The sequence below is a fragment of the Micromonospora sp. NPDC049366 genome (genome assembly GCF_044466625.1).
Classification (GTDB): domain Bacteria; phylum Actinomycetota; class Actinomycetes; order Mycobacteriales; family Micromonosporaceae; genus Micromonospora.
On the sequence record NZ_JBITMV010000018.1, the window covers coordinates 1 to 24107 of the forward strand.

A 24107-nucleotide genomic window follows, 5' to 3' on the forward strand; every position below is an offset into this window, starting at 1 on the left:
ACACCCCCCGGATCATCCGAACGACAGGGGCAGGAAGTCATACCAGGCCGGGCGACCGAGGGTCCCCGGCTGGGGACGATCAAAAAGGTAACGGGGTGACGGCGGCGCGGGACCGGGGGAGATCGCGCTGGAACAGGGATGGAGGGGCCTCGGAGAGCTGTGGAGGCCACTACATCCGGGTTGTAGTGCGATCTTGGCGGGCGCGCCGGGGGCAACGGGGTCAGCGGGGTGGGGCGAGGAAGAGGGGGTGCAGGGCTTCCGGGTCGTCCACTTCGGGCAGGTCGCGGGCGGCGAGCCAGGCGGCCGCCGCCGCGCCGTCGCCGGCGGAGCAGAGCAACGCGTGCGGCCAGTGCCGGCCGGCGGCCTCGCGGACCGCGGCGGCGAGCGGGGTGGCGCCGGTCAGCAGGCCGCCGCCGAGCACGATCGGTGTCGCCGCGTCGGCGGGCAGGATCCGGCGGACGATCTCGACGAGATGGTCGGCGGCCTCGGCGATCAGCGCGGTGGCCGTGGGTTGACCGGCGACCGCGGCGGTGACGACGAGCGGGGCGAGCCGGGCCAGTTCGATCGGCGGACGCCGGGTGACCGCCTGGACGGTGCTGTCGACGGTGTCCCGTGGCCGGGCCGCCACGTCGGCGGTGCCGAGCAGGTCGGTGAGCACCTGCCAGCCCAGCGCGTCCGGGGTGCGGCCGGAGTCCAGGTCGGCGAGGAGTCGGCGGACGGCCTCGCGGCCGAGCCAGAAACCGGAGCCGGCGTCGCCGAGCAGCCAGCCGTGCCCGTCGGCGATCCGGTCGAGGCGCAGGTCGTGCACGGTGGCGGCGATGGCCCCGGTGCCGGCGATGAGCACGGTGCCGTCGGGCGACGCGGTCCCGGAGGCGTACGCGACGAGGGCGTCGCCGTGCACCGCGTACGGGCAGCGCAGGCCCGCGTCGCGCCAGGCCCGGTCGAAGGCTGCCCGGCCGGCGGGGTCGGCGAGCAGGCGGCCGGCTCCGGCGAGCCCGATGGTGCCGGCGCGTACGCGGGCGGGGTCGACGCCGGTGAGCGCGCCGCGCAGGGCGGTCAGCAGTTCCCGGGCGGCCGCGTCGGCGCCGTGGCTGGTGGGGTTTCCGCCGCCGCCTCGACCGGTGCCCAGCCGGGTGCCGTCCAGGTCGACGGCGGCGGCCCTGGTGGACGTACCACCGACATCGAGACCAATCACGACGGTGCCGGACATTCGCATCGGCCTCCCTGCTTGCGACGTGCGTTCATGCTGGTCGGCCCGCGGGTCGGGGGCAAGGTCGAGGCGGCCCGGCGGGTGGTGCGCCAGGTAACAGTTTGAAAACTTCGCCCACGGTCTTGACAGGGAGGGGCCCGCAGTAAGAACTTTTACCACTAACAGTTAACAGTCTTTTCCGAAAGGCGTCCCATGGTTGATCACGAGGTGGACACCTCCGCGGGGACCGCGGTGGTCGACGCCGACGCGTTCGACCGTCGGGGCGCGCTCGGCGCGCCGTCCGAGGGCGTGCTCGCCCGGGTCCGCAGCGGCCTCGACGAGTTGACCGGGGCGCTGCGCCGGGTCGCCGAGCACGTGCTGACCGACCCGGAGGCCGCCGCCCGATCGACCATCGTGGAGCTCGCCGAGCGCAGCGGCACCTCACCGGCCACCGTAACCCGCTTCTGCCGCGCCATGGGGTTCGAGGGCTACGCGGACCTGCGGCTCGCCATCGCCGCCGAGACCGGCCGCGCCCGCTCCGCCGGCTGGACCGTGGACATCGGCCGGGAGATCCAGCCGGGCGACCCCCTCGGCCGGGTGCTCGACCAGATCATGGCCGCCGACACCCAGGCCATGCACGACACGGCCGCGCTGCTCGACCTCGCCGAGGTGGAGCGGGCCGCGGTGGCCATCGCCGGGGCCGACCGGGTGAACATCTTCGGCGCCAGCGGCAGTGCCCTGGTCGGCGAGGAGATGCAGTTCAGCCTGCACCGCATCGGCGTCGCCGCCTGGGCCTGGAACGATGTGCACGAGGGGCTGGCCAGCGCGGCGCTGCTGCGCACCGGCGACGTGGCCCTCGGCATCTCGCACACCGGGCAGACCCGCGAGACCATCGAGATGCTCGCCGAGGCGGGCAGCCGGGGCGCCACCACCGTGGCGCTCACCGGGTTCCCCCGCTCCCCACTGGCGGAGCTCGCCGACATCGTGCTCGTCACCGCCAGCCAGGCGACGACCTTCCGGCCGGACGCGCTAAGCGCCCGTCACCCGCAGCTGGTCGTGCTCGACCTGCTCTACATCGCCGTCGCGCAGCGCACCCACGACCGCGCCCACGCGGCCTTCCGGCGTACCGCCCAGGCCGTCGACGGACACAAGGCCGCGAAGGGAGCCGTCTCGTGATCAGTGCCCAGGGGTACGCGGACGCCGTCCGCCCGGTGCTCGACCGGCTCGTCGACACCCAGACGGACGGGATCACCCGGGCGGCCGACCTGATCACCGCCAGTCTGCGCGCGGGCGGGGTGCTCCAGGCGTTCGGCGCCGGCCACTCGGAGGCGTTCGCCGCCGAGCTGGTCGCGCGGGCCGGCGGGCTGGTCCCCACCAACCGGCTCTCGGTGCACGACCTGGTGCTGCACGGCGACGCGCCGCGCGACGTGCTCGCCGACCCGAAGCTGGAGCGCGACCCCACCATCGCCCACCAGCTCTACGAGCTCGCGGCCCCGCAGCCGCGGGACGTGTTCGTGGTGGCGTCCCAGTCCGGCATCAACGGCTCGGTCGTCGAGCTGGCGATGCTGGTCACCGGGCGCGGTCATCCGTTGATCGCGGTCACCTCGGTCGAGCACACCGCGCGGGTCGCCCCCCGGCACCCGTCCGGGCGGCGGCTCGCCGACCTCGCCGACGTCGTGTTGGACAACGGCGCGCCGTACGGCGACGCACTGCTGCCGCTCGAGGGCGGCGGCGCGGTCTGTGCGGTCTCCTCGGTCACCACCGCGCTGCTGGCGCAGCTGCTGACCGCCGAGGTCGTACGACGGTTCCACCAGGCCGGAGAGGTACCCCCTATCTACCTCTCCGCCAACGTCCCCGGCGGGGACGAGCACAACCTCGCCCTCGAGTCGCGGTACGCCGGGCGCCTCCGGCGGACCGCCTGACCCGAATCTCACAAGGAGAGACGACGATGTCCGTTACCCCCGAGAACCCGGTCGAGCTGAGCCGTCGGACCGTACTGCGTCGCGCCGCCGCGGCGGGTCTGCTGGCCACCCCGGCCGTGGGTCTGCTGAGCGGCTGCGTCGCCGGTGGCGACGACGAGCCGACGGAGCAGGCCGCCGGCGAGAAGACCGCGGACAACCCGCTGGGCGTCAAGGAGGACGCGCCGCTGGAGGTGGTCATCTTCAACGGCGGCCTGGGCACCAAGTACGCCACCGATGTGCACATCCCGTCGTACAAGAAGAAGTTCCCGAAGGCGGAGGTGAAGTTCTCCCAGACGGAGGAGGTCGCCACCGTCCTGCAGCCGCGGTTCACCAGCAACACCCCGCCGGACATGGTCAACAACGCCGGTTCGAAGCTGATGGACCAGGGCGCGCTGGTGCAGGCCGGCCAGGTGCAGGACCTGACCGAACTGTTCGACGCGCCGTCGCTGGACGGTTCGGGCAAGGTGCGGGACACGCTCATCCCCGGCACGGTGGAGCAGGGCACGTTCAACGGCAAGCCGTACGTGCTGAACTACGCCTTCACCGTCTTCGGCCTCTGGTACGACAGCGCGCTGTTCGAGAAGAACGGCTGGGCGGCGCCGAAGACCTGGGCCGAGTTCACCGCGCTCTGCGACAAGATCAAGGCGGCGGGCATCACGCCCTACTCGTACGCGGGCGCGAACGCCTCGTACTACCAGTACCTGGTCATCCTGACCAGCGCCGCCAAGATCGGCGGACCGGACGTGCTGAAGAACATCGACAACCTGGAGCCGGGCGCCTGGACGGCGGAGCCGGTCAAGCAGGCCGCCGCCGCGTGGGCCGAGATCGGCGCCAAGTACGGCAACAAGGCGCACCTGGGCCTCAAGCACACCGAGGTCCAGCTCCAGCAGAACCAGGGCAAGGTGGCCTTCTACCCCAGCGGCTCCTGGCTGGAGAACGAGCAGGCCAAGGACACCCCGCCCGGCTTCAAGTACGCCGTCATGCCGGTGCCCAGCGTGACCACCTCGGACAAGCTGCCGCAGACCGCCATCTACGCGGCGGCCGGTGAGATGTACTTCGTCGCCTCGAAGGGCAAGAACCCGCGCGGCGGCATGGAGTACCTGCGGCACATGCTCTCCAAGGAGGGCGCGAAGGGCTTCACCGAGCTGACCAAGGTGCTCACCGTGGTCAAGGGCGCGGTCGACGGCCTGGAGATCTCGCCCGGCCTCACCAGCGGCAACGCGATGCTGTCGGCCGCCGGCAGCGACTACTTCGCGTACCGCTTCGACACCTGGTACAAGAAGCTCGACGACGAGGCCCGCGCCGCCACCAACGAGCTGATGTTCAACGGTGGCACGGCGGACAAGTTCTGCCAGCGGATGCAGAAGGCGGCCGACGCGGTGAAGAGCGACTCGTCCATCGAGAAGTTCACCCGCTGAGTCGCCGGTAGGAATCGAGCGGAGGCGACAAGCATGCGGCATGGCAGGTACCCGTTCATCGTCGGTTTCCTGACGGTGCCGGTCGCGATCTACGTGACCTTCGTCATCGGGCCGTACGCCCAGGCGTTCTATCTCGCCATGACCAACTGGCGGGGGGTGAGCGCCAACCCGAAGTTCATCGGCCTGGAGAACTTCGAGCGGCTGCTCTCCGACGACGTGTTCTGGAAGGCGGTCCGGCACCACGGTGTCCTGCTGCTTGCCATGCCGCTGCTGACCATCGCCATCGCGCTCTTCTTCGCCTTCATGCTGAACGTGGGCGGCGGGAGCCGGGGCGGCGTGATGACCGGGGTCTGGGGGTCGAGGTTCTACCGGGTGGTGTTCTTCTTCCCTCAGGTCCTGGCCGTCGTCATCGTCGGCGTCATCTTCAGCCGGGTGTACGCGCCGGACGACAGCGGCCTGCTCAACGGCGCGCTGGGCCTCGTCGGGCTCGACCCGGTGCTGTTCATGGCCAATCCGAAGATCGCGCTCTGGTCGATCGTCGGGGTGCTGGTCTGGCAGGCGGTCGGCTTCTACGTGGTGCTCTTCTCGGCGGGCATGGCGTCGGTGCCGAAGGACATCTACGAGGCCGCCACCATCGACGGGGCCGGCCGGGCGGCGATGTTCTTCAAGGTGACCCTCCCGCTGCTCTGGGACACCCTCCAGGTGGCCTGGGTCTACCTCGGCATCGCGGCGTTCGACGCGTTCGCCATCGTGCAGGTGCTCTCGGTCGACCAGGGCGGCCCGGACGGCGCCACGACCGTGTTGGGCATGGAGATCTACCGCAACGCGTTCAGCTACTCCCAGTTCGGCTACGCCTCGGCGATGGGCGTCGCGCTGTTCTTCCTGACGATCACGTTCGCGGCGCTCACCCTGCGCGTCAGCCGGCGTGACACGATCGAGCTGTAAGGCGGGGTCTGAGATGTCCACGGAAATCGCACCGAGCGCACCGGTGGCCCCGGCCGGCGCCACCGAGGCCGGCGGCCGGAAGGCCAAGGCGTCCCTCGACCGGCGTCGTGAGGTCGGCCTGCTCAGCGGTCTCGGGCACATCGCCCTGCTGGTCTGGGCGATCCTGGTGATCGCGCCGCTGCTCTGGACCATCCTCGCCTCGTTCAAGAGCAACACCGAGATCTTCCTCGGCAACCCGTTCGCGCTGCCCGACTCGTTCAGCTTCAGCAGCTACGCCCGGGCGTGGAGCGAGGCGCACGTCGGCCGGTACTTCCTCAACAGCGTCTTCGTGGTGACGCTGAGCACCGCCGGCACCATGCTGTTCGGGGCGATGGCCGCGTACGTGCTGGCGCGCTACCCGTTCCCGGGCAACCGCGCGATCTACTACCTGTTCGTCTCGGGGCTGGCGTTCCCGGTGTTCCTCGCCCTGGTGCCGCTGTTCCTGGTGGTCAACAACCTCGGGCTGCTCAACACCTACACCGGTCTGATCCTGGTCTACATCGCGTACTCGCTGCCGTTCACCGTCTTCTTCCTGGCCGCGTTCTTCAAGACGCTGCCGCAGTCGGTGGCCGAGGCGGCGATGATCGACGGGGCGTCGCACACCCGGCTGTTCTTCCGGATCATGATGCCGATGGCCCGCCCCGGTCTGGTCAGCATCGCGATCTTCAACATCATCGGTCAGTGGAACCAGTACCTGCTGCCGGTCGCCCTCATGCAGGGCGAGGGCGCCGACTCGAAGTGGGTGCTGACCCAGGGCATCGCGAGCATCTCGACGTCCGCCGGTTACGAGGCGGACTGGGCCGCGCTGTTCGCGGCGCTGACGCTCTCCATCCTGCCGATGATCATCGTGTACGCGATCTTCCAGCGGCAGATCCAGTCCGGCCTGACGTCCGGCGCGGTGAAGTGACGGCGCGGTGAGCTGACGACGCCGCGACCTGACGGTGCGGTGGCGTGACGGGGCCGCCCCACGGGTGCGGCCGAGGGTGCGGCCTCGTCCAGGCGGAGAGTGGCCATTCCACGGGGATGGCCGCTCTCCGCGTCTGTGCGCCCGCCGGCGTGGCGGTCGGTGCCGCCCGGTCGAGCCGACGGTCGGTGGTCCGCCGTCGCGTCGGGCGACGGTCGGTGGCCGTGGCGCGACCCGCGTGGGCACCGCCGCCGGGCGGGCCGCAAGAGTGTCGTAGCGGCGAGGCAGAATCGCGTCCGTGCTGGTGGCGGTGGTGGCGAGCGGGGGCGGTAGCGGCGGCGTGCTGCAGCCGCTCGACGCGGCCGGGCACCCCGCCGGTCCGCCCGAGCCGGTCGCCGACCTGCCCGCCGCGGTCGCCGCCCGGGAGCGCGCCGAGCGGCCACGCTGGGTGTGGGCGTCCGGCGCGACGCTCTACCCGGAGCTGCTGCGGGCCGGGGTGCGGGTCGACCGGTGCCATGACGTGGAGCTGACCGAGGCGCTGCTGCTCGGTCACGCCGGCCGCTGGGGTGAGGCCCGCTCGCTGGCCGCGGCGTGGGCCCGACTGACCGGCGCGCCGGTGCCCCCCGACCCGCCGCCCCGCCCGCCCGCGCCGCCCGGCGTCGGCCAGGAGGCGCTCTTCGAGACGCCCTCCGGTCCGCCGGGCCCCGGCATCGAGGCCCTGACCCGGGTCTACGCCGACCAGCTCGCCCGGATCGCCGACACCGCCCATCCCGGCCGGTTCCGGTTGCTGGTGGCCGCCGAGTCGGCCGGCGCGCTGATCGGCGTGGAGATGGGTGCCGCCGGGCTGCCGTGGCGCGCCGACGTGCACGACCAGATCCTCGCCGAGCTGCTCGGCGAGCCGTCCCCGGTGGGTGGGCCGCCGCGTCGGCTGGCCGAGCTGGCGGCGCGGATCGCCGACGCGTTCGGCGTACGCCACCTGCACGCCGACTCCCCGGCGGAGCTGCTGCGCGCGTTCGCCCGGGCCGGGGTGGAGGTGCCCAACACCCGGGCCTGGGTGCTGCGTGGGGTGGACCATCCGGCGGTGCCGCTGGTGCTGGAATACAAGGAGCTCTACCGGATCTGGACGGCGCACGGCTGGGCGTGGCGCGACCAGTGGGTCCGCGCCGGCCGCTTCCAGCCGGAGTACGTGCCCGGCGGTGTGGTCTCCGGTCGCTGGGCCACCCGTGGCGGTGGGGCGTTGCAGATTCCCAAGGTCATCCGGCGGGCGGTGGTGGCCGACCCGGGCTGGCGGCTGGTGGTCGCCGACGCCGGCCAGTTGGAGCCCCGGGTGCTCGCCGCGGTCTCCGGCGACGCCCGGTTCGCGGCCGCCGGTGGGGCCGGTGACCTCTACGCCGCCCTAGCGCAGGACGCGTTCGGCGGCGACCGGGCCCGGGCGAAGGTGGCGCTGCTCGGCGCGATGTACGGCCAGACCGGGGGAGCGGCGGTACCGGCGCTGGCGGTGTTGAAGCGCAGTTACCCGACCGCGTTCGGCTACGTGGAGGCGGCGGCGCGCACCGGGGAGGCGGGCGGACTGGTCCGCTCCTGGCTGGGGCGGACGTGCCCGCCCGGCACCGTCGGCTTCGGTGACCCGGGCGACGGCGCGCCCGACCCCGACAGCGGGCTCGACACGCAGAGCCCGCGGGCGCGCGCGGCCCGGTCGCGTGGCCGGTTCACCCGCAACTTCGTCATCCAGGCGACCGCGGCCGAGTGGGCGTCGACCCTGCTCGCGACGCTGCGCGGCGAGCTGGCCGGCAGCGACGCCGAGCTGGTGTTCTTCCAGCACGACGAGGTGGTGGTGCACGCCCCGGCCGGGCAGGCCGACGAGGTGGCCGCCGCGGTCACCCGCTCCGGGGAGCGGGCGTCGGCGCTGCTGTTCGGCGACACCCCGGTGCGGTTCCCGCTCGATCTGTCCGTGGTGGACTGTTACGCCGACGCGGCCTGACGGGTCGAGTGCCGGGACGTCGTAAGACTTCCGCAAGGTGCGACGACCGGCTCCACGGCTGCCGGTGCCCATACAGTCGAGCGATGTTGACGCGGACCCTGCGATCTCCGCTCGCCTGGGCGGGTGCGGCGCTTCTCGGCCTCGTGGCGGCGTTCGGCCTCTACTGGTTCGCGCCGTGGAAGCTGGTCACGGACACCTACGTCGATGACGCCCTGCCCGTGGCGGCCGGGACGGCCACGCCGGCACCGAGCGCCCCCGGCGCGACGGCCGGCGCGTCCCCGGCGCGTGACCAGGTGCTCGCCGGCGGCGCGTTCGTCACCCACGAGCACGCGACGACGGGGCGTGCCGAGATCATCCGACGGTCGGACGGTCGGCACCTGCTCGTGCTGCGTGGCCTCGAGACGTCGAACGGACCGGATCTGCGGGTGTGGTTGACCGACCAGCCGGTGGTCGCGGGTACGGCGGGCTGGCGGGTGTTCGACGACGGTGCGTGGTTGGAGGTGGCGCGGCTCAAGGGCAACCGTGGCGACCAGGTGTACGAGCTACCGCCCTCGTTCGTCCCGGCGGACTTCCGCAGCGTGTCGATCTGGTGCCGGCGCTTCGCGGTCTCGTTCGGCGCGGCGGAGTTGACGGCCACCTGAGCCGGGGCCGCCCGAGGGAACCCTGGACGGTCAGGCCGCCGCCAACCGGACGACGAAGCGACACCCGTCGGCGGTGTTGTGCGCCTCCACCCGACCGCCGTGCGCCTCGACCAACCCGCGCACGATCGCCAGTCCCAACCCGCCGGAGGCGCCCGTGCCTCCGTTGGCCGAACGGGGGGTGCGGGCGGGCTCACCGCGGAACGCCACTTCGAACAGGCGGGGCAGGTCCGCCGGTGGGATGCCGCCGCAGGTGTCGGACACCGACAGCCAGGCGCAGTCGCGTTCGCGGCCCGCCTCGATCCGGACGACGCCGTCCTCCGGGCTGTAGCAGACGGCGTTGACCAGGAGGTTGGCCACCACCCGGGTCAGTTCCGGTTCGCTGGCCGACACGGTGGGCCACCCGGTCTCGGCGGCGACCAGCCGGACCCGTCGCGCGGCGGCCAGGGGCGCCGTGCTGGAGAGTACGTCCGAGACGACCTCGCGGAGCGGAACCGCGGTCAGGGACAGGGCGAGCGCCCCGGCGTTGATCCGGGACAGTTCGAACAGATCGTCGACGAGGCTGGTCATCCGGTCCGTCTCGACCCGGATCCGCCGGTGGTACTCCCGGGTCGTCGCCGGGTCGCTGACCACCCCGTCCTCCAGGGCTTCCGCCATCGCCCGCAGCCCGGCGAGCGGGGTGCGCAGGTCGTGCGAGACCCAGGCGACGAGGTCGCGCCGGCCCTTCTCGAGATGCCGCTCCCGTGCCCGGGCCTGGTCCGCCCAGACGGCCGCGGCCGCCAGTCGTCGCCCGAAGTGCCAGCCGACGACGAGGCTGACCGTCGCCGCCGCCGCGACGGTGATCAGGACGACCTGCAGGTCGTGCGGCGACAGGAACATCGCCTGCGCGACGGCGGCCACGCCGCCGACGACGGCGATCACCGTGACGGTCAGCAGGACGCACAGGTGCACGGTGATCGAGCTGCGGCGCAGCAGGCGCAGCAGCAGCGCGCCGGCGGTGCCGACGACGAGCGCGGCGCCGAGCGCGATCAGGAAGATCAGCGCGAGGTCACGCATCGGCGGGATCGTAGCGGTAGCCGACGCCCCAGACGGTCGCGATCCGCCGGGGAGCCGCCGAGTCGACCTCGATCTTCTCGCGCAACCGCCGTACGTGAACGGTGACCGTGGACTGATCGCCGAAGTTCCATCCCCAGACCTGTCGCAGCAGCTCGGCGCGGGTGAACGCCTGGGACGGGTGACGCAGGAAGTGCACGAGCAGGTCGAACTCCCGCAGGGTCAACGTCAGCTCGGTGCCGTGCAGGTGAGCCGTGCGAGGGCCGGTCAGCACCACCAGGCCGTCGTCGGTCAGGATCTCCGGTCGACCGGCTGTCGGCTCCCCGCCGGCCCGGCGCAGCACCGACTGCACGCGGAGCACCAGCTCCCGGGGCGAGAACGGCTTGGTCAGGTAGTCGTCCGCGCCGAGTTGCAGGCCGAGGATCCGGTCGGCCTCGTCACCGAGGGCGGTCAGCATGATGATCGGCAGGCTGTCCGGTCGGGTCCGCAGCTCGCGGCAGACCTGGAGCCCGTTGAGGGTGGGCAGCATCAGGTCGAGCACGACCAGGTGTGGCGCCTGCCGAGCGACCGCGGTCAGGGCGTCGGCGCCGTCTCCCACGTGCTCCACCTGGTAGCCGGCGTGCTCGAGGTAGCGGCAGACCACATCGCTGACGGTCTGGTCGTCGTCGACCACCAGCACCCGGTGCGTCACCGGTGGTCTCCGTCCGCGCCGGCCCGGTGGACCGTGTTCGCCGCCATCGGGCCAGCGTAGCCAGCCGACGGCGGCGACCACACGCTGGAAATCTTGCGAAGTGCTTACGACGGACGCGCGGCGGCGCCCCGGATTACGAGGGCCTTACGGACCCGCCGCCGCACTCGCACACGGCATCGACGGCGGCGAGCTGATCGTCATCGACCGATCGGAAGGAGTGTTGACGGGGGCGGACCGGCCGTGGTCGGCGGCCGGCCCGCCCCAGCGGGCCGCGCCGCCCTAGGCAGCGACGTGGACGACGACCTTGCCGCGGCGTTTGCTGGTCTCCAACGCCTCGTAGCCCGCGCGCGTATCGCTGAGCGGGAGCACGCGGTCCACCACCGGCCGCACCCGTCCGTCGTCGACGAGCTCGGCGATGGACCGCAGCGCGTCCCGGTCGGGCTCGACGATGAAGTACGCCGCGCGTGCGTCGTGCCGGGCCGCCTCCTCCTGGTCGGGTGGGGCGGCGACGCTGACCAGGATCCCGCCCGGCTTCAGCACCGACCAGGAGCGCGACTGCGTCGATCCGCCGACGAGGTCGATGACGATGTCCACGTCGCGGACGTGGTCCTCGAACCGCTCGCCCGTGTAGTCGATCACCTGCTCGGCGCCCAGCTCCTTGACGAACTCCAGGTCGCCGGCCGCCGCGGTGGCGATCACTCGGCCGCCGAGGCTCGCCGCCAACTGCACCACGTAGATCCCGACACCGCCGGCGCCGCCCTGCACCAGCACGCGCTGGCCGGCCCGCAGACCGGCGTGCGTCACCAGCGCCTGCCAGGCGGTCAGTGCGGCCAGCGGGATGGCCGCGGTGTCGTCGTGATCGACGGTGGCCGGTTTGGCCGCCACGATGTCGGCGGGCATCGTCACGTACTCGGCGGCGGCCCCGTCCCGGACGAACGGGATCAACCCGTAGACCGCCTCGCCGACGCCGGGGCTCGCCACGTCCCGCCCGAGGGCCTCGACGACGCCGGAGAACTCGTGCGACGGGATGATCGGGATCCGCTCGGGCCCGGACCCGTCGACGGTGGTGGTCCAGGTCGCCGGCCAGGTCAGCTCGTGCGGCGTCATCGAGGCCGCCTTCACCGCCACCAGCACCTCGCCGGGGCCGGGCTCGGGGCGCGGCGCCTGCTCGTACGAGAGCTGTTCCGGCCCACCCCTGGCGTGGGCGCGCACGGCCCGCATCGTGCTCATCCGGGGACCACTCCTTCCGACCCGCACCGTCGACGTCGGCGGCGTATTCCCGCGCCGACGTCGGCTATCCCCCCGCGCCGGCGGCGATCGGGTCGACAGGCGCGTCGCGGCGGCATGGTCGGGGCGGGAACGGGAATCGGAGGTCCGGCAGTCGGATCCGACGCGGGGGAGGCGCGGTGACCGATCCACGCACTGGTCCGATCGGCGCGGACCCGCGCACCCCGGCGGGGGACGACCCGTCGACGGGCGGGTTCGCCGTCGTGGAGCTGTTCACCTCCCAGGGCTGTTCGAGCTGTCCACCGGCCGAGGAGGTGCTGAGCGAGATCGAGCGGGACGCCCGCACGCGCGGGCGGCCGGTCTACGCTCTCGGATTCCACGTCGACTACTGGGACTACCTGGGCTGGCCCGACCCGTTCGGCGACGGAACGTACTCGGCGCGACAGGAGGCGTACGCGCGGGCGTTCGGCTCCGGGCGGTTGTACACGCCGCAGATGGTCGTCAACGGGGCGGTGGAGTTCATCGGCTCCGACCGTCGCCGGGCGGCGGAAGCGATCGCGTCCGCCCTCACCGGGCCCGCCGGCACCCCGCTGGCGTTGTCGGTCGGGGACGCCGACGGCGGACGCCGGGTAAGGGTGGAGTATCAGGCCGGGCGGCTGCCGGAGCCGGCGACGCTCAACCTGGCGGTCGTGGAACGGGACCTGGCGAGCGACGTCGCCGCGGGGGAGAACGCCGGGCGGACGCTGCGCCAGGACAACGTGGTGCGGGCGTTCACGTCGACCGGTCTGGCCGTCAAGCGCGGGTGGGCCGAGCTGGCGGTGCCGCCGGACCTGGATCCGCGGCGGGCCTCGGTGGTCGGCTACGTGCAGAGCGACCGGGACAAGGCCGTCGTCGGGGCCGCGGCCGTCGACCTGGCCGGCTGACCGTCGCGGCGTGGCTGGGCGGGGTGCTGACCAGGTAGTTTGTGTCGAGTGTCAGGCACTTGCGGGGTCGACGGTCCCACCGATGCGGAGCTGGTGCGGGCGGCTCAGACCGGCGACGTCAGCGCCCTCGGGCTGCTGATCGCCCGGCACCGGGCCGCCATGCTCGGGGTCGCGATCAGCCTGCTCGGTCACGGCGCCGACGCGGAGGACGCGGTGCAGGACGCCACGGTGGTGGCGTTGCGCCGGGTCGGTGACGTGCGGGATCCGGACGCGGTCGGGCCGTGGCTGCGGGCGGTGGTGCGTAACGCCTGCCGGACGCGGGCCCGCGCGCGCGTCCCGGTGCCGCTCGACGAGGCGGTCGCGGCGGCGCTGCCCTCGGCGGAGCCGGACCCGGCCGAGCTGGTGGACCGGCACGCCGCGCGGGACTGGATCTGGCACGCGTTGGAGCAGCTGTCGCCGCCGCTGCGGCTGGTGCTCGTGCTGCGGTACTTCACCGGTGTCACCGCCTACCAGGACATCGCCGACGCCTGCGGGGTGCCGGTCGGCACGGTGCGTAGCCGGCTCGCCGAGGCCCGCGGCCGGCTGGCCCGGGCCGTGCTGGCGACGGCCGACGCCGTCCACGACGACGCCGCGGCGCTGACCGCCGCGCGTCGGCGGCAGGCGGAGGAGATGCTGGCGGCCGCGCGTCGCGGGCAGTTGCGGGACGCCGTCGACGAGGCGTACTGGTCGCCGGCGGTGGAGTCGTTCTGGCCGCGGGCGCCCCGGGCGGTGGGGCGGGACCGGATCCGGCGGGCGTTGGCGGGCGACATCGAGGCCGGGGTGTACCACCGCCTCACCAACGTGGTGGCGGGCCGGGACCTCAGCGTCTGGGAGATCGAGCTGGTCAACCCGTCTGATGATCCGTTCCACTGTCCGCCCGGGGCGGCCTGGATCCACGACGTGCGGGACGGTCGGGTGCAGCGGTGCCGGCTCTTCCACGCCCGCCGCCCGCCCCGGCCGGCCGAGTTGGCGGCGTGACCGGGGTCACGGCGTCGGCGCTGAACCCTCCCCATGCCTATCGCGTCCTGTCGACGTGACCATGACGAACACGGAGTTGACCGACGCGCTGACCGAGGCGGCCGAGGCGGAGTTCATGCACGCGTACCTCACGGGTACGCCTGCTGCCGCCCGCGAGCGGCTCGGCATCGCCGCCGCCCGGATCGGCGGAGGTGTGGTCGTGTCGATGCGCCACGACCCGGTCAACTACTGGAGCAAGGCGCTCGGGTTCGGCTTCACCGAGCCGGTGACCCGCGAACTGGTGGACCGGGTCGTGGCGTTCTACCGGGCGGAGGGCACCCGGGAGGCCGTCCTGCAGATCGCGCCGTCGGCCCTACCCGCCGACTGGGACGACGTGCGCGCCGCGTACGGGATCGAGCCGACGACGCGCTGGGTCAAGCTGGCGGCCCCGATCGGGCGGGTCCGGCCCGGGGGCGGCACCCGGTTGCGGGTCGGCCCGGTCGGCGCGGGCGACGCCGCGGAGTGGGCGGACGTGGTGCTGCGCGGCTTCGGCATGCCGACCGCCGGCGGCCTCGCCGAGATGATGGCGGCCAGCGTCGACGATCCGCGGTGCCACCCGTACGGCGTCTGGGACGGGCCGGACCTGGTGGCCGCCGCCAACCTGTTCGTGCACGGCCCGGTGGGCGCGCTCAACGCCGGTGCGACGCTGCCCAGCCACCGGCGGCTGGGGGCGCAGTCGGCGCTGATCGTGGCGCGTGCCGAGGCGGCGCGGGCGGCGGGTTGCCGCTGGCTGGTCGCGGAGACCGGGAAGCCGGCGGAGGGTGCCGTCAACCAGTCCCTGGTCAATCTGGAGCGGGCCGGGCTGCGGGTGCGGTACGCGCGGCAGAACTGGCGTTGGCGGGCCGACGCGGATCTGGTGGCCTGAGCACCGGCACAGCGGCGGCCGTCTCGCCCGATGCATAACGGTTGCGCTATTTCTCCTTTTCGCCCCGCCACCCGTGGTCGGCCGCGCTCGTTGCAGTGTCCGTAGGTCGGTACGGGCCGCAGCCGGCTCGTGCCACGGTGGAGGGGGCACAGCTGAACCGGATCGCAGGAATGATCATCGCCGCGGGCGGCGGCCGCCGGATCGGTGGTCCGGAGGCGCTGCTGCACCAGGGGGAGAAGCCCCTGGTCAACCGGATGATCGACACGCTGACCGAGGCGGGGTGCGCCCGGATCGTGGTGGTGCTCGGCGCCGCCGCCGACCAGGTGCGGGAGACGGCCGACCTGGCCGCGGTGACCGTGGTGGTCAACCGGGCGTGGGGGACCGGCGTCGGCTCCTCCATCCGGGCCGGCCTGGCCGCCCTCGACGACGAGGCGATCGAGGCCGTGGTGGTCGTCCCGGTGGACATGCCCGGGCTGACCGCCGCCGCCGTGCGCCGGGTCGCCGCCCTGCCGTACCCGGACGTGCTGGTCTGCGCCACCTACGACGGGCTGCGCGGCTACCCGATGCTCTTCGGCCGCCGACACTGGGCCGGCATCGCGACCCTCGCCAGCGCCGACGTCGGCGCGCGCCCGTACCTGCTGGCGCACAAGGACCAGATCGTCGACATCGCCTGCGACCAGGTGGCCGACGGCAGCCGGATCGACTCACCGGAGCTGATGGCGCTCTACGGGCTGACCGTCCCGCCGCAGCGCGTCGGCGTCTGACCAGCGGTCCCAGCTAAGGGCTCTCGGCGAGCAGGCTGCGGACCGGGGCGCACGCGCGGCACGGCCAGACGCGTACGGTGCCGTCGTCGTGGGTCGAGACGAGCTGCTCGCCGTCCGGGCTGAAGTCGACGGTCTCCACGGACGCGCCGAAGCCGGTGAAGGTCACCGACCGGGCCGCCGCCGAGGCGCGCCACAACCGGGCGGTGCCGTCCTTTCCGGAGCTGAGCACCCACTGCCCGTCCGGGCTGAACGCCACGTGCCACACGGGACCCTCGTGGCCGCGCAGCACCACCGGGGCCGCGTCGTCGGTCAGCGAGTGGATCTGTACGGTGCCGTCGAAACCGCTGCTGGCCACCTTCCGCCCGTCCGGGCTGAACGCCACGGCCCACACCAGTCCCTCGTGGCCGGGCAGCAGTCGGGGCGCGGCATCACCGAAGGCGTCCCAGATCTGCAGGGTGCCGTGCGCGCCGGCGGTGGCGACCGTGGTGCCGTCCGGGCTGAAGGCGGCGTACCGGATCTCTTCGGCGGCCCGGTGCACGACCGGTCGCCCGTTACCGGTCACGTCCCAGATACGCAGGCTCCGGTCGTTGCTGACGCTGGCCAGGTGGCGACCGTCGGGGCTGAAGTCGGCGATCCAGGCCTGCTTCTCGTGGCCGCGGAACACCATCGGCTCACGTCCGCCGGTCAGGTCCCAGACCCGTACGATGCCGTCCTTGCCGCCGCTGGCGACGCGCGTGCCGTCGGGGCTGACCGTGAGCCCGTAGATGTCGCCGTCGTGGCGGCCCACCACCCGGGGCTCGGCCCGGCCGGTGAGGTCCCAGACCCGGACCAGACCGTCCTCGCCGCCGCTGACCACGCGCTGACCGTCCGGGGTGAACGCGGCCGACCAGACCGCTCCGCCGTGGCCGCGCAGCACCTGACGGTCGCTGCCGGCGTCCCAGACCCGCAGGGTCCCGTCGTCGGCCGCGCTGACCAGTCGGGAGCCGTCCGGACTGAACGCCACCGCCCAGACCCGGTTGGTGTGGCCGCGCAGCACCAGCGGGTCACCGCCGCCTCGGGCGCTCCACACCCGTACGGTCAGGTCGTCACTGGTGGTGGCGATCCACTGCTCGTCCGGGCTCAACGCGAGCCCTTCCACCGTGCCCTCGTGCCCGCGCAGCACCACGGGTGCCGTCTGTCCGGTCAGCGGCCACATCCACGCCGTGCCGTCGGAGCTGGAGCAGGCCAGCCGGGTGCCGTCCGCGCTGAACACCAGCGTCCGGGTGGCGTCGGTGGGGCCGGTGAGGACCCGGCTGGTGGAGCGTGCGGACAGGTCCCACAGTTGTACGGTCCTGTCGTGGCCGCTGCTGGCCAGGTGACGACCGTCGGGGCTGAAGGCCACCCCGACCGCGGGCCGGGTGTGCCCGCGCAGCACCACCGGCTCACCGGCACCGCCGGCGTCCCAGACCCGCACGGTGGTGTCCTCACCGGCACTGGCGACGAGCCGACCGTCGGGGCTGAACGCGACCCCCCACACGGGGCCCTCGTGCCCACGGAGGACGGTGGGCGGGCCGTTCTGCCCGACCCGCCAGATCCGGACGGTGCCGTCCGATCCGGCGGTGGCCAGCCGCGCCCCGTCGGGGCTGAACACCGGGCTCCAGACCTGCCCCGTGGGGCCACCGTCGAGCACCACGCCGGGACCGGTGGCCTGCCGACCCACCCAGGTCCAGACCCGCACCTCGCCGTCGGCGCCGGTGGCCGCCAGTCGCGTGCCGTCCGGGCTGAACGTGACGCCCAACGCCTCCCCGTTGGCCATCGGCAGCACCGACCGCAGCCGGTCGTCGACGGCGGCCTGGCGCAGCACCATCTCCGCGTCCAGGGTCGGCCGGGTGGTCAGCGCCCTGGTGGCCAGACGCTGCGCCTGCCGCGGGTCGATCTGGAGTTGGTTGTCGGCCTCCACCGTCAGTTGTCGAGACACCGCGAGGTCCCGTTCGGCGCCCGCCCGATCCGCCTGGACCAGCGCCACCGCCGCCAGGACGCTGACCACGACAACGGTCGCCGCCAGCGCGGCCAGCGCGGCGGTGATCCGCCGTCTGCCGGCCCGCCGCTCCCGGGCGTCCCGCGCGCGGCTGGCCTCCAGGAAGACCTGTTCGAGGTCGTTGAGGTTCATCGCCGGGCGGGCTTCCCAGAGCGCCAACTGGACGCCCCGGTACAGGAACCCGTCGGCGCGGTCGTGCCGATCCCACTCGGTGGCGGCCTCGGTGAGCCTGCGGTGCGCGCGCAGCAGCTCGCGATCCTCGGTCAGCCAGCGCCGCAGCCGGGGCCACTCCTGGATGAGGGCCTCGTGGGCCACCGTGAAGCCCTGCTCGTCGGCCGTCACCAGCCGCGCGGCCGTCAACCGGCCGAGGGCCTCGGCGCCGGCCGACGGGTCGGTGCCGCCCACCAGCTCGGCGAGCGGCGCGCGCCGCCGGGTGTCCTCCGTGCCGTCGCCGAGGGCGGTCAGGCGCAGGAAGATCTCCCGGGTCTGTCTCCGCTGTCCCTCGCTGAGCTGCGCGTACACCCGCTCGGCGGTGCGCGCGATCGCGCCGTTGACGCCGCCCGCCTCGCGGTACCGGGCCAGCGTCAACTGGTTGCCCTGCCGCAGCCGCCAGGTCTCCAGCAGCGCGTGGGACAGCAGCGGCAGCGCGCCGACCTGACCGCCGGCCTCGGCCACGGCCACCTCCACCAGCGCCGGGTCGACCAGCAGTCCGGCCCGTTCGGCCGGGCCGATGATCGTGCGACGCAGCTCGTCGTCGTCCATCGGACCGACCAACACCTGGTGCTCGTGAAGGGCGGCCACCAGGGCCGGGTACGCGGCGCACTGGCCGTAGAAGTCGGCCCGTACGCCCAGCACCACGCGCGCCCTGGGCGCCTCCGCCGCGGCGAGCAGCGCGGCGATGAACGCCGACCGCTGCTGCTCGTCCCGGCAGAGGGTGAACACCTCCTCGAACTGGTCCACCACGATCAGCAGGTTCGCGGCCGCTGGACGGTCGGCGAGAGCCCGCTCGACCACGGTGGGGATGCGCGCCGGATCCTCGGTCAACGTCTGTCGGAGCGCCGCGGGCTCCTGGCCCTGCCCCCGCGTCAGCCGCGTCGCGAGTTCGTCGACGGGATGCTCGCCGGGCGTCATCAGGACGGTGACCCACTCCCGGCCACCCGCGAGCGAGCCGTCGGCGACCGCGGCCAGCAGCCCCGCCCGCAGCAGGGACGACTTGCCGGCCCCGGACGGGGCGAAGACCGTGACGAAGCGGAGCCGGGTGAGCATGTCGCAGAGTTGGGCGACGAGCCTCTCCCGGCCGAAGAACCATTCCGCGTCCGCCTGCTGGAAGGCCGCCATTCCCCGGTACGGCCCCTGGTCATCGCTGACCGGTGCCTTCTCGGCGGACGCCAGCTCCGCGATCAGCGCGTGCCACCGGGCGGTCCACTCATCCCGGTCGCCGTCGCAGGCGGCCACGTAGGCCAGGGTCACCTGGAGGCTCGGCACGACCTCTCCGCTGGCCGCCTTCGACAGCGTGGTCACGGAGAAGTGCGCACGTCGGGCCAGTTGGCGGTACGTCGGGCCGCCCGCCGACGCCCGCAGGCGTCGCAGGTCGAGCGCGAACTGCTGGAGGGCGCCCGCCTCGGGATCAAGCGGCCGCTCGGGTCTGCCCATGTCGGCCCCCGGTTGGAGAGTTGTTTGTCATCCGCCGGAAGCGATTGGCTAACAATCCGCGGATGACTATACCTAGATCCCGTGAGCATCGACTGTCAGTGTCGGTCCGCGGCCAGGGTGTAACCGCAACATGGGTTCGATCGGGGGCCTGGCCGCACTGGTCGGCGGCACTGACGGCAGCCGAGCGCGGAACGCGATGCCCACCGGACGCGCGGCTCCGGGGTGGGGCGCCGCGGCGCTGGTGGCAGCGGCGATTCCGGTCGGTCGCTCACATGGCCCCGGGTGACGCGAGTCCACCCGGGGCCGGATCGTCGTCACCGTGGACGGCCGGCGCTGGGGAAACTTCGCGCCGCCGACCCGGTCCGACTCAGCTCCGCCGGTCGAGGAAGGCGAGCGTGACCGCGGCGAACAGCGGCGAGTCCGCGAGGCTGTAGTGGGTGAGCCCGGGCAGGATCGCCAGTGCGTGACCACCCTTCGGCCGGCTCTCGCCCGCCCAGCCGCCGTCACGCAGACCACCGTCGAGCAGCTTGAAGACCTCGACGAAGTGGCTCGGCGGCGCCATGTCCGCGTCGGCCGCGACGATCAGCGTCGGCACCTGCAGACCCCGGACCTCCTCGGTGTAGTCGTAGTCCTTCTCCATCGCCGCGCCGATCTTGTCCAGCAGCCGGGGGAAGTCCTCGGGGCGCGGCGCCACCCGCTGGTACAGCTCGTACATCGGGGTGTCCTTCATGAACTCGGCGGCCGCCCCGTTCACCTGGGCCTGCTGCGCGAGCATGTCGGCGTAGATGGCGTCGCGGCGGATCTGCGCCGACGCCGAGACCACGCGGTCCACCAGGTGCGGGTGCCGGATCGCCACCTGCAGCGCGACCCCGCCGCCGAGGGAGAAGCCGACGACGTCCGGCTTGCGCAGGTCGATGTGCTCGATCAGCGCGGCGATGTCGTCGGCCATCAGCGTCACGTCGAGCGGCCGGTCGATGTCGGCCGTGCGGCCGTGGCCTTGCAGGTCGACGAGGATGACCTGGTGGTGCGCGGCCAGCGTGGGCAGGATCGGCCCGAACATCTCGCCCGAGCCGAGCCCGCCGTGCAGCAGGACCAGGGGGCGGCCGGCGCCGTGCGTCTCGTAGTACAGATTGACGCCGTTGACGTCGGCGTACCGGCCCTTGCCGAAGATCCCGGTGGCGGTCATGGTGTGCTTCCTCCTGCTCTCGGTCGAACTGACGCCGGTACTGACCGGCCGGTCCCCGGAAACTCATCGCACCGCGCCAACAAAATCTCCGCGGCCGGGACGTGGTACTGCCGCCGTCATGTCACCGTCGCCCCGGCGGGCCCGCGTGGACTACCTTGGTGCAGGTGAGTGACCTGGCGACAGACGCACCCATCGAAGCGCACCTGGAGGCGTACCGGTCGGAGTTGACCGGCTACTGCTACCGGATGCTGGGCTCGGTCTTCGAGGCCGAGGACGCCGTGCAGGACACGTTCGTGCGGGCCTGGCGCGGCTTCGACCGCTTCGAGGGGCGCTCGGCGCTGCGGTCCTGGCTCTACCGGATCGCGACGAACGTGTGCCTGACCATGCTCGCCAGCGCGCAGCGGCGGGTCCTGCCGATGGACCTCGGCCCGGCCGGGTCCGGCGACGCCACCGGGCCGGGTGAGCCGCGCCCCGACGAGATCTGGGTGGGCCCCGCGCCGGACGGCCGGCTGCTGCCGGAGCGCAGCGATCCCGCCGAGGTCGTCGCCGGCCGCGAATCCGTACGCCTGGCGTTCGTGGCGGCGCTGCAACACCTGCCGCCCCGGCAGCGCGCCGTGCTGATCCTGCGCGAGGTGCTGGCCTGGTCGGCCCAGGAGGTCGCCGACCTGCTCGACACGTCGGTGCCGAGCGTCAACAGCGCCCTCCAGCGGGCCCGCGCGACCCTCGCCGCCGCCGACACCACCGCCGACGTGTACAAGCCGATGGACGACGAGCAGAAGGCGCTGCTCGCGCGCTACGTGCAGGCCTTCGAGGCGTACGACCTGCGGGCGCTCACGACGCTGCTGCACGAGGACGTGACCCTGTCGATGCCGCCGGTGCCGCTGTGGCTGCGCGGCCACGACGACATCGTCGCCTGGATGTCGGGCACGGGCAGCGGTTGCCGGGGCTCCCGGCTGCTGCCGGTGGTGGCGAACGGGATGCCCGCGTTCGGCCAGTACCGGGTCAGCGCCAGCGGCTCCGGGCACGAGCCGTGGGCGCTGATCGTGTTGGGTCTCTCAGCCGGGCGGATCGGGTCGATCACCAGCTTCCTCGACACCGATCGCCTGTTCCCGGCGTTCGGGCTGCCGGCCCGACTCGGGTAACGCCTCGCTGAGGCCGAGCAGCCCCACCAGCAGCCGCAGGTCGGGGTCGACGCCGGCGACGACCAGCCGCCAGCCGTGCCGGCGCGCGGTCACGGTCAGCCGGGCCAGGGCCTCGACCGTCACCACGTCGCGCCGGCAGCCGCCGGTGACGTGGCAGGTGACGACCCCGGGTGGTCGGCCGCGCAGCATCCCGGCGAGGTCTGCGCACAGGCCGGGAAGGTCGGCCCGGGTCACCGCCGGGCCGACGGGGAACGCGATCGTGGGGTGAGCCATCTGGGTAGGACCGCGCGGAGCCGGGAAACTCATCGCACCGCCCACCGATGAGTTCCCGCCGACCCGGTGGTCGAACCGGCATGACGATTCGACAGAACCTGCGGACCACCGGCCCCGTCCTGCTGCCCGGCGACCCGGGCTACGACGATCACCGCAAGCCTCTCAACCCGGCGCTCGACCCGCGGCCCGCCGTCGTGGTCCGGGCCGCCGACACCTCCGACGTACGCCAGGCGGTGCTGGCCGCCCGTCGGCACGCGCTGCCGCTGGCCGTGCAGGCCACCGGTCACGGCACCCACGTGGCGCACGACGGCGCGCTGCTGCTGCACACCGGCGCGATGACCTCCGTCCTGATCGACCCGGACCGGCGCGTCGCTCGCGTCGGTCCCGGTGCCCGGTGGCGTGACGTGCTGGCCGCGGCCGCGCCGTTCGGGCTGGCGGCGCTCTCCGGTTCGTCACCCGACGTCGGCGTGACCGGCTACACGCTCGGCGGCGGTCTGGGTTGGCTGGCCCGCCGTCACGGTCTCGCCGCGGACAGCGTGCTGCGCGCCCAGGTCGTCACCGCCGACGGCACGGTCACCACGGCGAGCGCCGACCGCAACGCGGACCTGTTCTGGGCGTTGTGCGGCGGCGGAGGCTCCTTCGGCGTGGTCACCGCACTGGAGTTCCGCCTGTACCCGATCTCCCGGGTGTACGCGGGCGCGGTCACCTTCGGCCGGGAACGGGCCGCCGAGACGATCGCCTTCTACCGGCGGTGGATCGAGCGGGTGCCCGATTCGCTGAGCACCGCGCTGCTGCTCACCCGCGACGGCTCGCTCGTTCTCAAGGCCATGTACGCGGGTAACCCGGACCAGGGCCGAGCCCTGCTCGCGCCGCTGTGGGCGGTCGCGGGACCGGTCGTCGCCGACGGCATGCGGGTCGTCGAATACGGGCGGGCCGCGATGGGCGGCACCTCCGCGCGTACCTTCGACCAGGTCCGCACGATCGACGACGACCTCGCGGCGGCGCTGGTGGCCGAGCCGGACGCCGCCGTGGAGATCCGTCACTGGGGTGGCCGCATCGCCCGCGACACCGGGGCCGCCGCGCACCGGGACGCCGCGCTGTCGGTCATCATCGACGCGGCGGCGTCGCCGCGTACGGCGGCGGCGCTGGCCCGCGCCGGCCTCGGCAGCAGCTTCCTCAATTTCCTGTCCGACCCGTCGCGGACCGCGTCGGCGTTCACCGACGGGAACTGGGCGGCGTTGCGCCGGATCAAGGCGACCCACGACCCGGAGAACGTCTTCGGTGCCGGCCTCGCCGTTCCGCCGGCGGCGACCGCTGCCAGCGTCGGCAGGCCGACGACCACCGCCGCCACCGTCGGCAGGTGGGCGGCGACTGCCGGCACCGCGTGAGGCTCGGGCCGGCAGCGCCGCTCCGCACGGGCCGAAACCGTTGCGATAGCGTCGACGCGCCACCCGACCGGACGCGTCGGGGCACGGGGGAGCAGGGTGGGCGCGATCGCTCGACACGTCGCCGGGGCGCTGGGCGCCTGGCTGGTGTTCACGTTGCAAGGGCTGGTGGGCTACCTCGTCCTGCTCGCGTACGCCCTGGTCACCGACTCCGACGCCGGCGGGCCGCTCGCCGGGCCGCTGCTGGTCCTGCTCGCCGCCGTGCTGGGCGTCGTGGTGGTGCCGCTGCTGGTGCTCCCCTCGGTCCTGCTCGGGGAGGCGATCCGGCGGCGTCGGGGCCGGTTCCTCGGCGCGCTCGTCGGCGGTGTGACCGCGATGCTCCTCGCCGCGGTCGTCGCGGTGTCGGTCGCGCTGGTGACCGTCTCACCCACCGTCGCCGTCCTGGCCGGAGTGATCGCCGCGCTGGCCATGGTGGCCCCGGTGGCGGTGTATCCGGCGGTGGCCGCGGCCACCCGGGCGTTGTCCAGCCGGCTGGCACGGCGGCTCGACCCGGTTTTCGGCGCCGGGACCACCCGGGCGCCCTAGCGTCGGGTCGAAGCCGGGGCCGTGTCGGATGACCACCAGCCGGGCGACGAGGACGAGATCGTCGTCGAGAGCTACGTCGCGTGGTGTCCCATCGACCCGGGGTTGGCCGCCCAGATCGTCGGGTTGGCGGATCTGCCGTGGCACGATCCGGACGTCACCGACCGGGCCAGGCGCGGGCTCGGCTGGTCCGACGAGGAGGTGCCGACCGACGA

21 protein-coding genes are annotated in these 24107 nt (G+C 73.4%); 14 read left to right on the forward strand and 7 right to left on the reverse strand.

What is annotated here, in order from left to right; all coding sequences use genetic code 11:
* Positions 1-220 precede the first annotated feature (220 nt).
* On the reverse strand, positions 221-1210 hold the full coding sequence (locus tag ACIBTV_RS23980; protein ID WP_396708253.1) for an N-acetylglucosamine kinase: 990 nt from the start codon (positions 1208-1210) through the stop codon (positions 221-223).
* A gap of 192 nt (positions 1211-1402) precedes the next feature.
* On the opposite strand from ACIBTV_RS23980, the gene ACIBTV_RS23985 reads away from it, so the two are divergent.
* The 7 genes from ACIBTV_RS23985 (at position 1403) to ACIBTV_RS24015 (ending at position 9078) form a co-directional block, all read left to right on the forward strand.
* Complete coding sequence (locus ACIBTV_RS23985; RefSeq protein ID WP_396708255.1) at positions 1403-2365, forward strand: MurR/RpiR family transcriptional regulator; 963 nt, start codon at positions 1403-1405, stop codon at positions 2363-2365.
* Positions 2362-3111 carry a sugar isomerase domain-containing protein gene (locus ACIBTV_RS23990; protein ID WP_396708257.1) on the forward strand — a complete coding sequence of 250 codons (750 nt, stop codon included), beginning with the start codon at positions 2362-2364 and terminating at the stop codon, positions 3109-3111. Before ACIBTV_RS23985 ends, ACIBTV_RS23990 begins: the two co-directional genes overlap by 4 nt.
* A gap of 26 nt (positions 3112-3137) precedes the next feature.
* A complete protein-coding gene (gene ngcE / locus ACIBTV_RS23995) occupies positions 3138-4568 on the forward strand; it encodes an N-acetylglucosamine/diacetylchitobiose ABC transporter substrate-binding protein (protein WP_396708259.1) in 1431 nt (476 codons plus the stop codon).
* 33 nt (positions 4569-4601) lie between these two features.
* Complete coding sequence (locus tag ACIBTV_RS24000; protein ID WP_396708261.1) at positions 4602-5513, forward strand: carbohydrate ABC transporter permease; 912 nt, start codon at positions 4602-4604, stop codon at positions 5511-5513.
* Positions 5514-5526: 13 nt separating this feature from the next.
* Positions 5527-6459, forward strand: coding sequence for a carbohydrate ABC transporter permease (locus ACIBTV_RS24005; protein WP_396708263.1), 933 nt, complete (start codon positions 5527-5529; stop codon positions 6457-6459).
* 295 nt (positions 6460-6754) lie between these two features.
* Entirely contained in the window at positions 6755-8437 is a 1683-nt protein-coding gene (locus ACIBTV_RS24010; protein ID WP_396708265.1) for a bifunctional 3'-5' exonuclease/DNA polymerase, read from the forward strand.
* A gap of 83 nt (positions 8438-8520) precedes the next feature.
* Positions 8521-9078, forward strand: a complete 558-nt coding sequence (locus ACIBTV_RS24015; RefSeq protein ID WP_396708267.1) for a DM13 domain-containing protein — start codon at positions 8521-8523, stop codon at positions 9076-9078.
* A gap of 30 nt (positions 9079-9108) precedes the next feature.
* On the opposite strand, the gene ACIBTV_RS24020 is transcribed toward ACIBTV_RS24015, so the two are convergent.
* The 3 genes from ACIBTV_RS24020 to ACIBTV_RS24030 form a co-directional block, all read right to left on the reverse strand.
* Positions 9109-10131, reverse strand: coding sequence for a sensor histidine kinase (locus tag ACIBTV_RS24020; RefSeq protein ID WP_396708269.1), 1023 nt, complete (start codon positions 10129-10131; stop codon positions 9109-9111).
* Positions 10124-10819 carry a response regulator transcription factor gene (locus ACIBTV_RS24025; RefSeq protein ID WP_396708271.1) on the reverse strand — a complete coding sequence of 232 codons (696 nt, stop codon included), beginning with the start codon at positions 10817-10819 and terminating at the stop codon, positions 10124-10126. Before ACIBTV_RS24025 ends, ACIBTV_RS24020 begins: the two co-directional genes overlap by 8 nt.
* Positions 10820-11098: 279 nt before the next feature.
* Positions 11099-12049: an NADP-dependent oxidoreductase gene (locus ACIBTV_RS24030; RefSeq protein WP_396708273.1), complete on the reverse strand. Its 951-nt coding sequence runs from the start codon at positions 12047-12049 to the stop codon at positions 11099-11101.
* A 176-nt stretch (positions 12050-12225) separates the two neighbouring features.
* Between ACIBTV_RS24030 and ACIBTV_RS24035 the strand changes: the two genes are divergently transcribed.
* The 4 genes from ACIBTV_RS24035 to ACIBTV_RS24050 all read left to right on the forward strand — a co-directional run bounded on the left by ACIBTV_RS24035 (position 12226) and on the right by ACIBTV_RS24050 (position 15654).
* A complete protein-coding gene (locus ACIBTV_RS24035) occupies positions 12226-12969 on the forward strand; it encodes a DUF1223 domain-containing protein (RefSeq protein WP_396708276.1) in 744 nt (247 codons plus the stop codon).
* 48 nt (positions 12970-13017) lie between these two features.
* Complete coding sequence (locus tag ACIBTV_RS24040; RefSeq protein WP_396708278.1) at positions 13018-13986, forward strand: RNA polymerase sigma factor; 969 nt, start codon at positions 13018-13020, stop codon at positions 13984-13986.
* A gap of 61 nt (positions 13987-14047) precedes the next feature.
* Positions 14048-14890, forward strand: a complete 843-nt coding sequence (locus ACIBTV_RS24045; RefSeq protein WP_396708477.1) for a GNAT family N-acetyltransferase — start codon at positions 14048-14050, stop codon at positions 14888-14890.
* A gap of 170 nt (positions 14891-15060) precedes the next feature.
* Entirely contained in the window at positions 15061-15654 is a 594-nt protein-coding gene (locus ACIBTV_RS24050; RefSeq protein WP_396708479.1) for an NTP transferase domain-containing protein, read from the forward strand.
* Positions 15655-15667: 13 nt separating this feature from the next.
* Here the strand turns inward: ACIBTV_RS24050 and ACIBTV_RS24055 are convergent, their stop codons facing one another.
* Both ACIBTV_RS24055 and ACIBTV_RS24060 read right to left on the reverse strand, forming a co-directional pair.
* Positions 15668-19324, reverse strand: coding sequence for an AAA family ATPase (locus ACIBTV_RS24055; protein ID WP_396708280.1), 3657 nt, complete (start codon positions 19322-19324; stop codon positions 15668-15670).
* Between the two features lie 367 nt (positions 19325-19691).
* A complete protein-coding gene (locus tag ACIBTV_RS24060) occupies positions 19692-20510 on the reverse strand; it encodes an alpha/beta fold hydrolase (RefSeq protein ID WP_396708282.1) in 819 nt (272 codons plus the stop codon).
* A 164-nt stretch (positions 20511-20674) separates the two neighbouring features.
* Here ACIBTV_RS24060 and ACIBTV_RS24065 point away from each other — a divergent pair, with 164 nt between their 5' ends.
* A complete protein-coding gene (locus tag ACIBTV_RS24065) occupies positions 20675-21652 on the forward strand; it encodes a sigma-70 family RNA polymerase sigma factor (RefSeq protein ID WP_396708284.1) in 978 nt (325 codons plus the stop codon).
* Here the strand turns inward: ACIBTV_RS24065 and ACIBTV_RS24070 are convergent.
* Complete coding sequence (locus ACIBTV_RS24070; protein ID WP_396708286.1) at positions 21566-21925, reverse strand: STAS domain-containing protein; 360 nt, start codon at positions 21923-21925, stop codon at positions 21566-21568. The genes ACIBTV_RS24065 and ACIBTV_RS24070 overlap by 87 nt on opposite strands.
* 80 nt (positions 21926-22005) lie before the next feature.
* Between ACIBTV_RS24070 and ACIBTV_RS24075 the strand changes: the two genes are divergently transcribed.
* Positions 22006-23313: an FAD-binding oxidoreductase gene (locus tag ACIBTV_RS24075; RefSeq protein WP_396708288.1), complete on the forward strand. Its 1308-nt coding sequence runs from the start codon at positions 22006-22008 to the stop codon at positions 23311-23313.
* A gap of 96 nt (positions 23314-23409) precedes the next feature.
* Complete coding sequence (locus ACIBTV_RS24080) at positions 23410-23895, forward strand: hypothetical protein (protein ID WP_396708290.1); 486 nt, start codon at positions 23410-23412, stop codon at positions 23893-23895.
* Positions 23896-24107: the final 212 nt, after the last annotated feature.

Bases quoted from the DNA above. Each gene is read 5' to 3' on its own strand.
- ACIBTV_RS23980 (WP_396708253.1), bottom strand. From the start codon at position 1,210: ATGTCCGGCACCGTCGTGATTGGTCTCGATGTCGGTGGTACGTCCACC.
- ACIBTV_RS23985 (WP_396708255.1), top strand. From the start codon at position 1,403: ATGGTTGATCACGAGGTGGACACCTCCGCGGGGACCGCGGTGGTCGAC.
- ngcE (WP_396708259.1), top strand. From the start codon at position 3,138: ATGTCCGTTACCCCCGAGAACCCGGTCGAGCTGAGCCGTCGGACCGTA.
- ACIBTV_RS24000 (WP_396708261.1), top strand. From the start codon at position 4,602: ATGCGGCATGGCAGGTACCCGTTCATCGTCGGTTTCCTGACGGTGCCG.
- ACIBTV_RS24005 (WP_396708263.1), top strand. From the start codon at position 5,527: ATGTCCACGGAAATCGCACCGAGCGCACCGGTGGCCCCGGCCGGCGCC.
- ACIBTV_RS24015 (WP_396708267.1), top strand. From the start codon at position 8,521: ATGTTGACGCGGACCCTGCGATCTCCGCTCGCCTGGGCGGGTGCGGCG.
- ACIBTV_RS24020 (WP_396708269.1), bottom strand. From the start codon at position 10,131: ATGCGTGACCTCGCGCTGATCTTCCTGATCGCGCTCGGCGCCGCGCTC.
- ACIBTV_RS24030 (WP_396708273.1), bottom strand. From the start codon at position 12,049: ATGAGCACGATGCGGGCCGTGCGCGCCCACGCCAGGGGTGGGCCGGAA.
- ACIBTV_RS24045 (WP_396708477.1), top strand. From the start codon at position 14,048: ATGACGAACACGGAGTTGACCGACGCGCTGACCGAGGCGGCCGAGGCG.
- ACIBTV_RS24050 (WP_396708479.1), top strand. From the start codon at position 15,061: ATGATCATCGCCGCGGGCGGCGGCCGCCGGATCGGTGGTCCGGAGGCG.
- ACIBTV_RS24055 (WP_396708280.1), bottom strand. From the start codon at position 19,324: ATGGGCAGACCCGAGCGGCCGCTTGATCCCGAGGCGGGCGCCCTCCAG.
- ACIBTV_RS24060 (WP_396708282.1), bottom strand. From the start codon at position 20,510: ATGACCGCCACCGGGATCTTCGGCAAGGGCCGGTACGCCGACGTCAAC.
- ACIBTV_RS24070 (WP_396708286.1), bottom strand. From the start codon at position 21,925: ATGGCTCACCCCACGATCGCGTTCCCCGTCGGCCCGGCGGTGACCCGG.
- ACIBTV_RS24075 (WP_396708288.1), top strand. From the start codon at position 22,006: ATGACGATTCGACAGAACCTGCGGACCACCGGCCCCGTCCTGCTGCCC.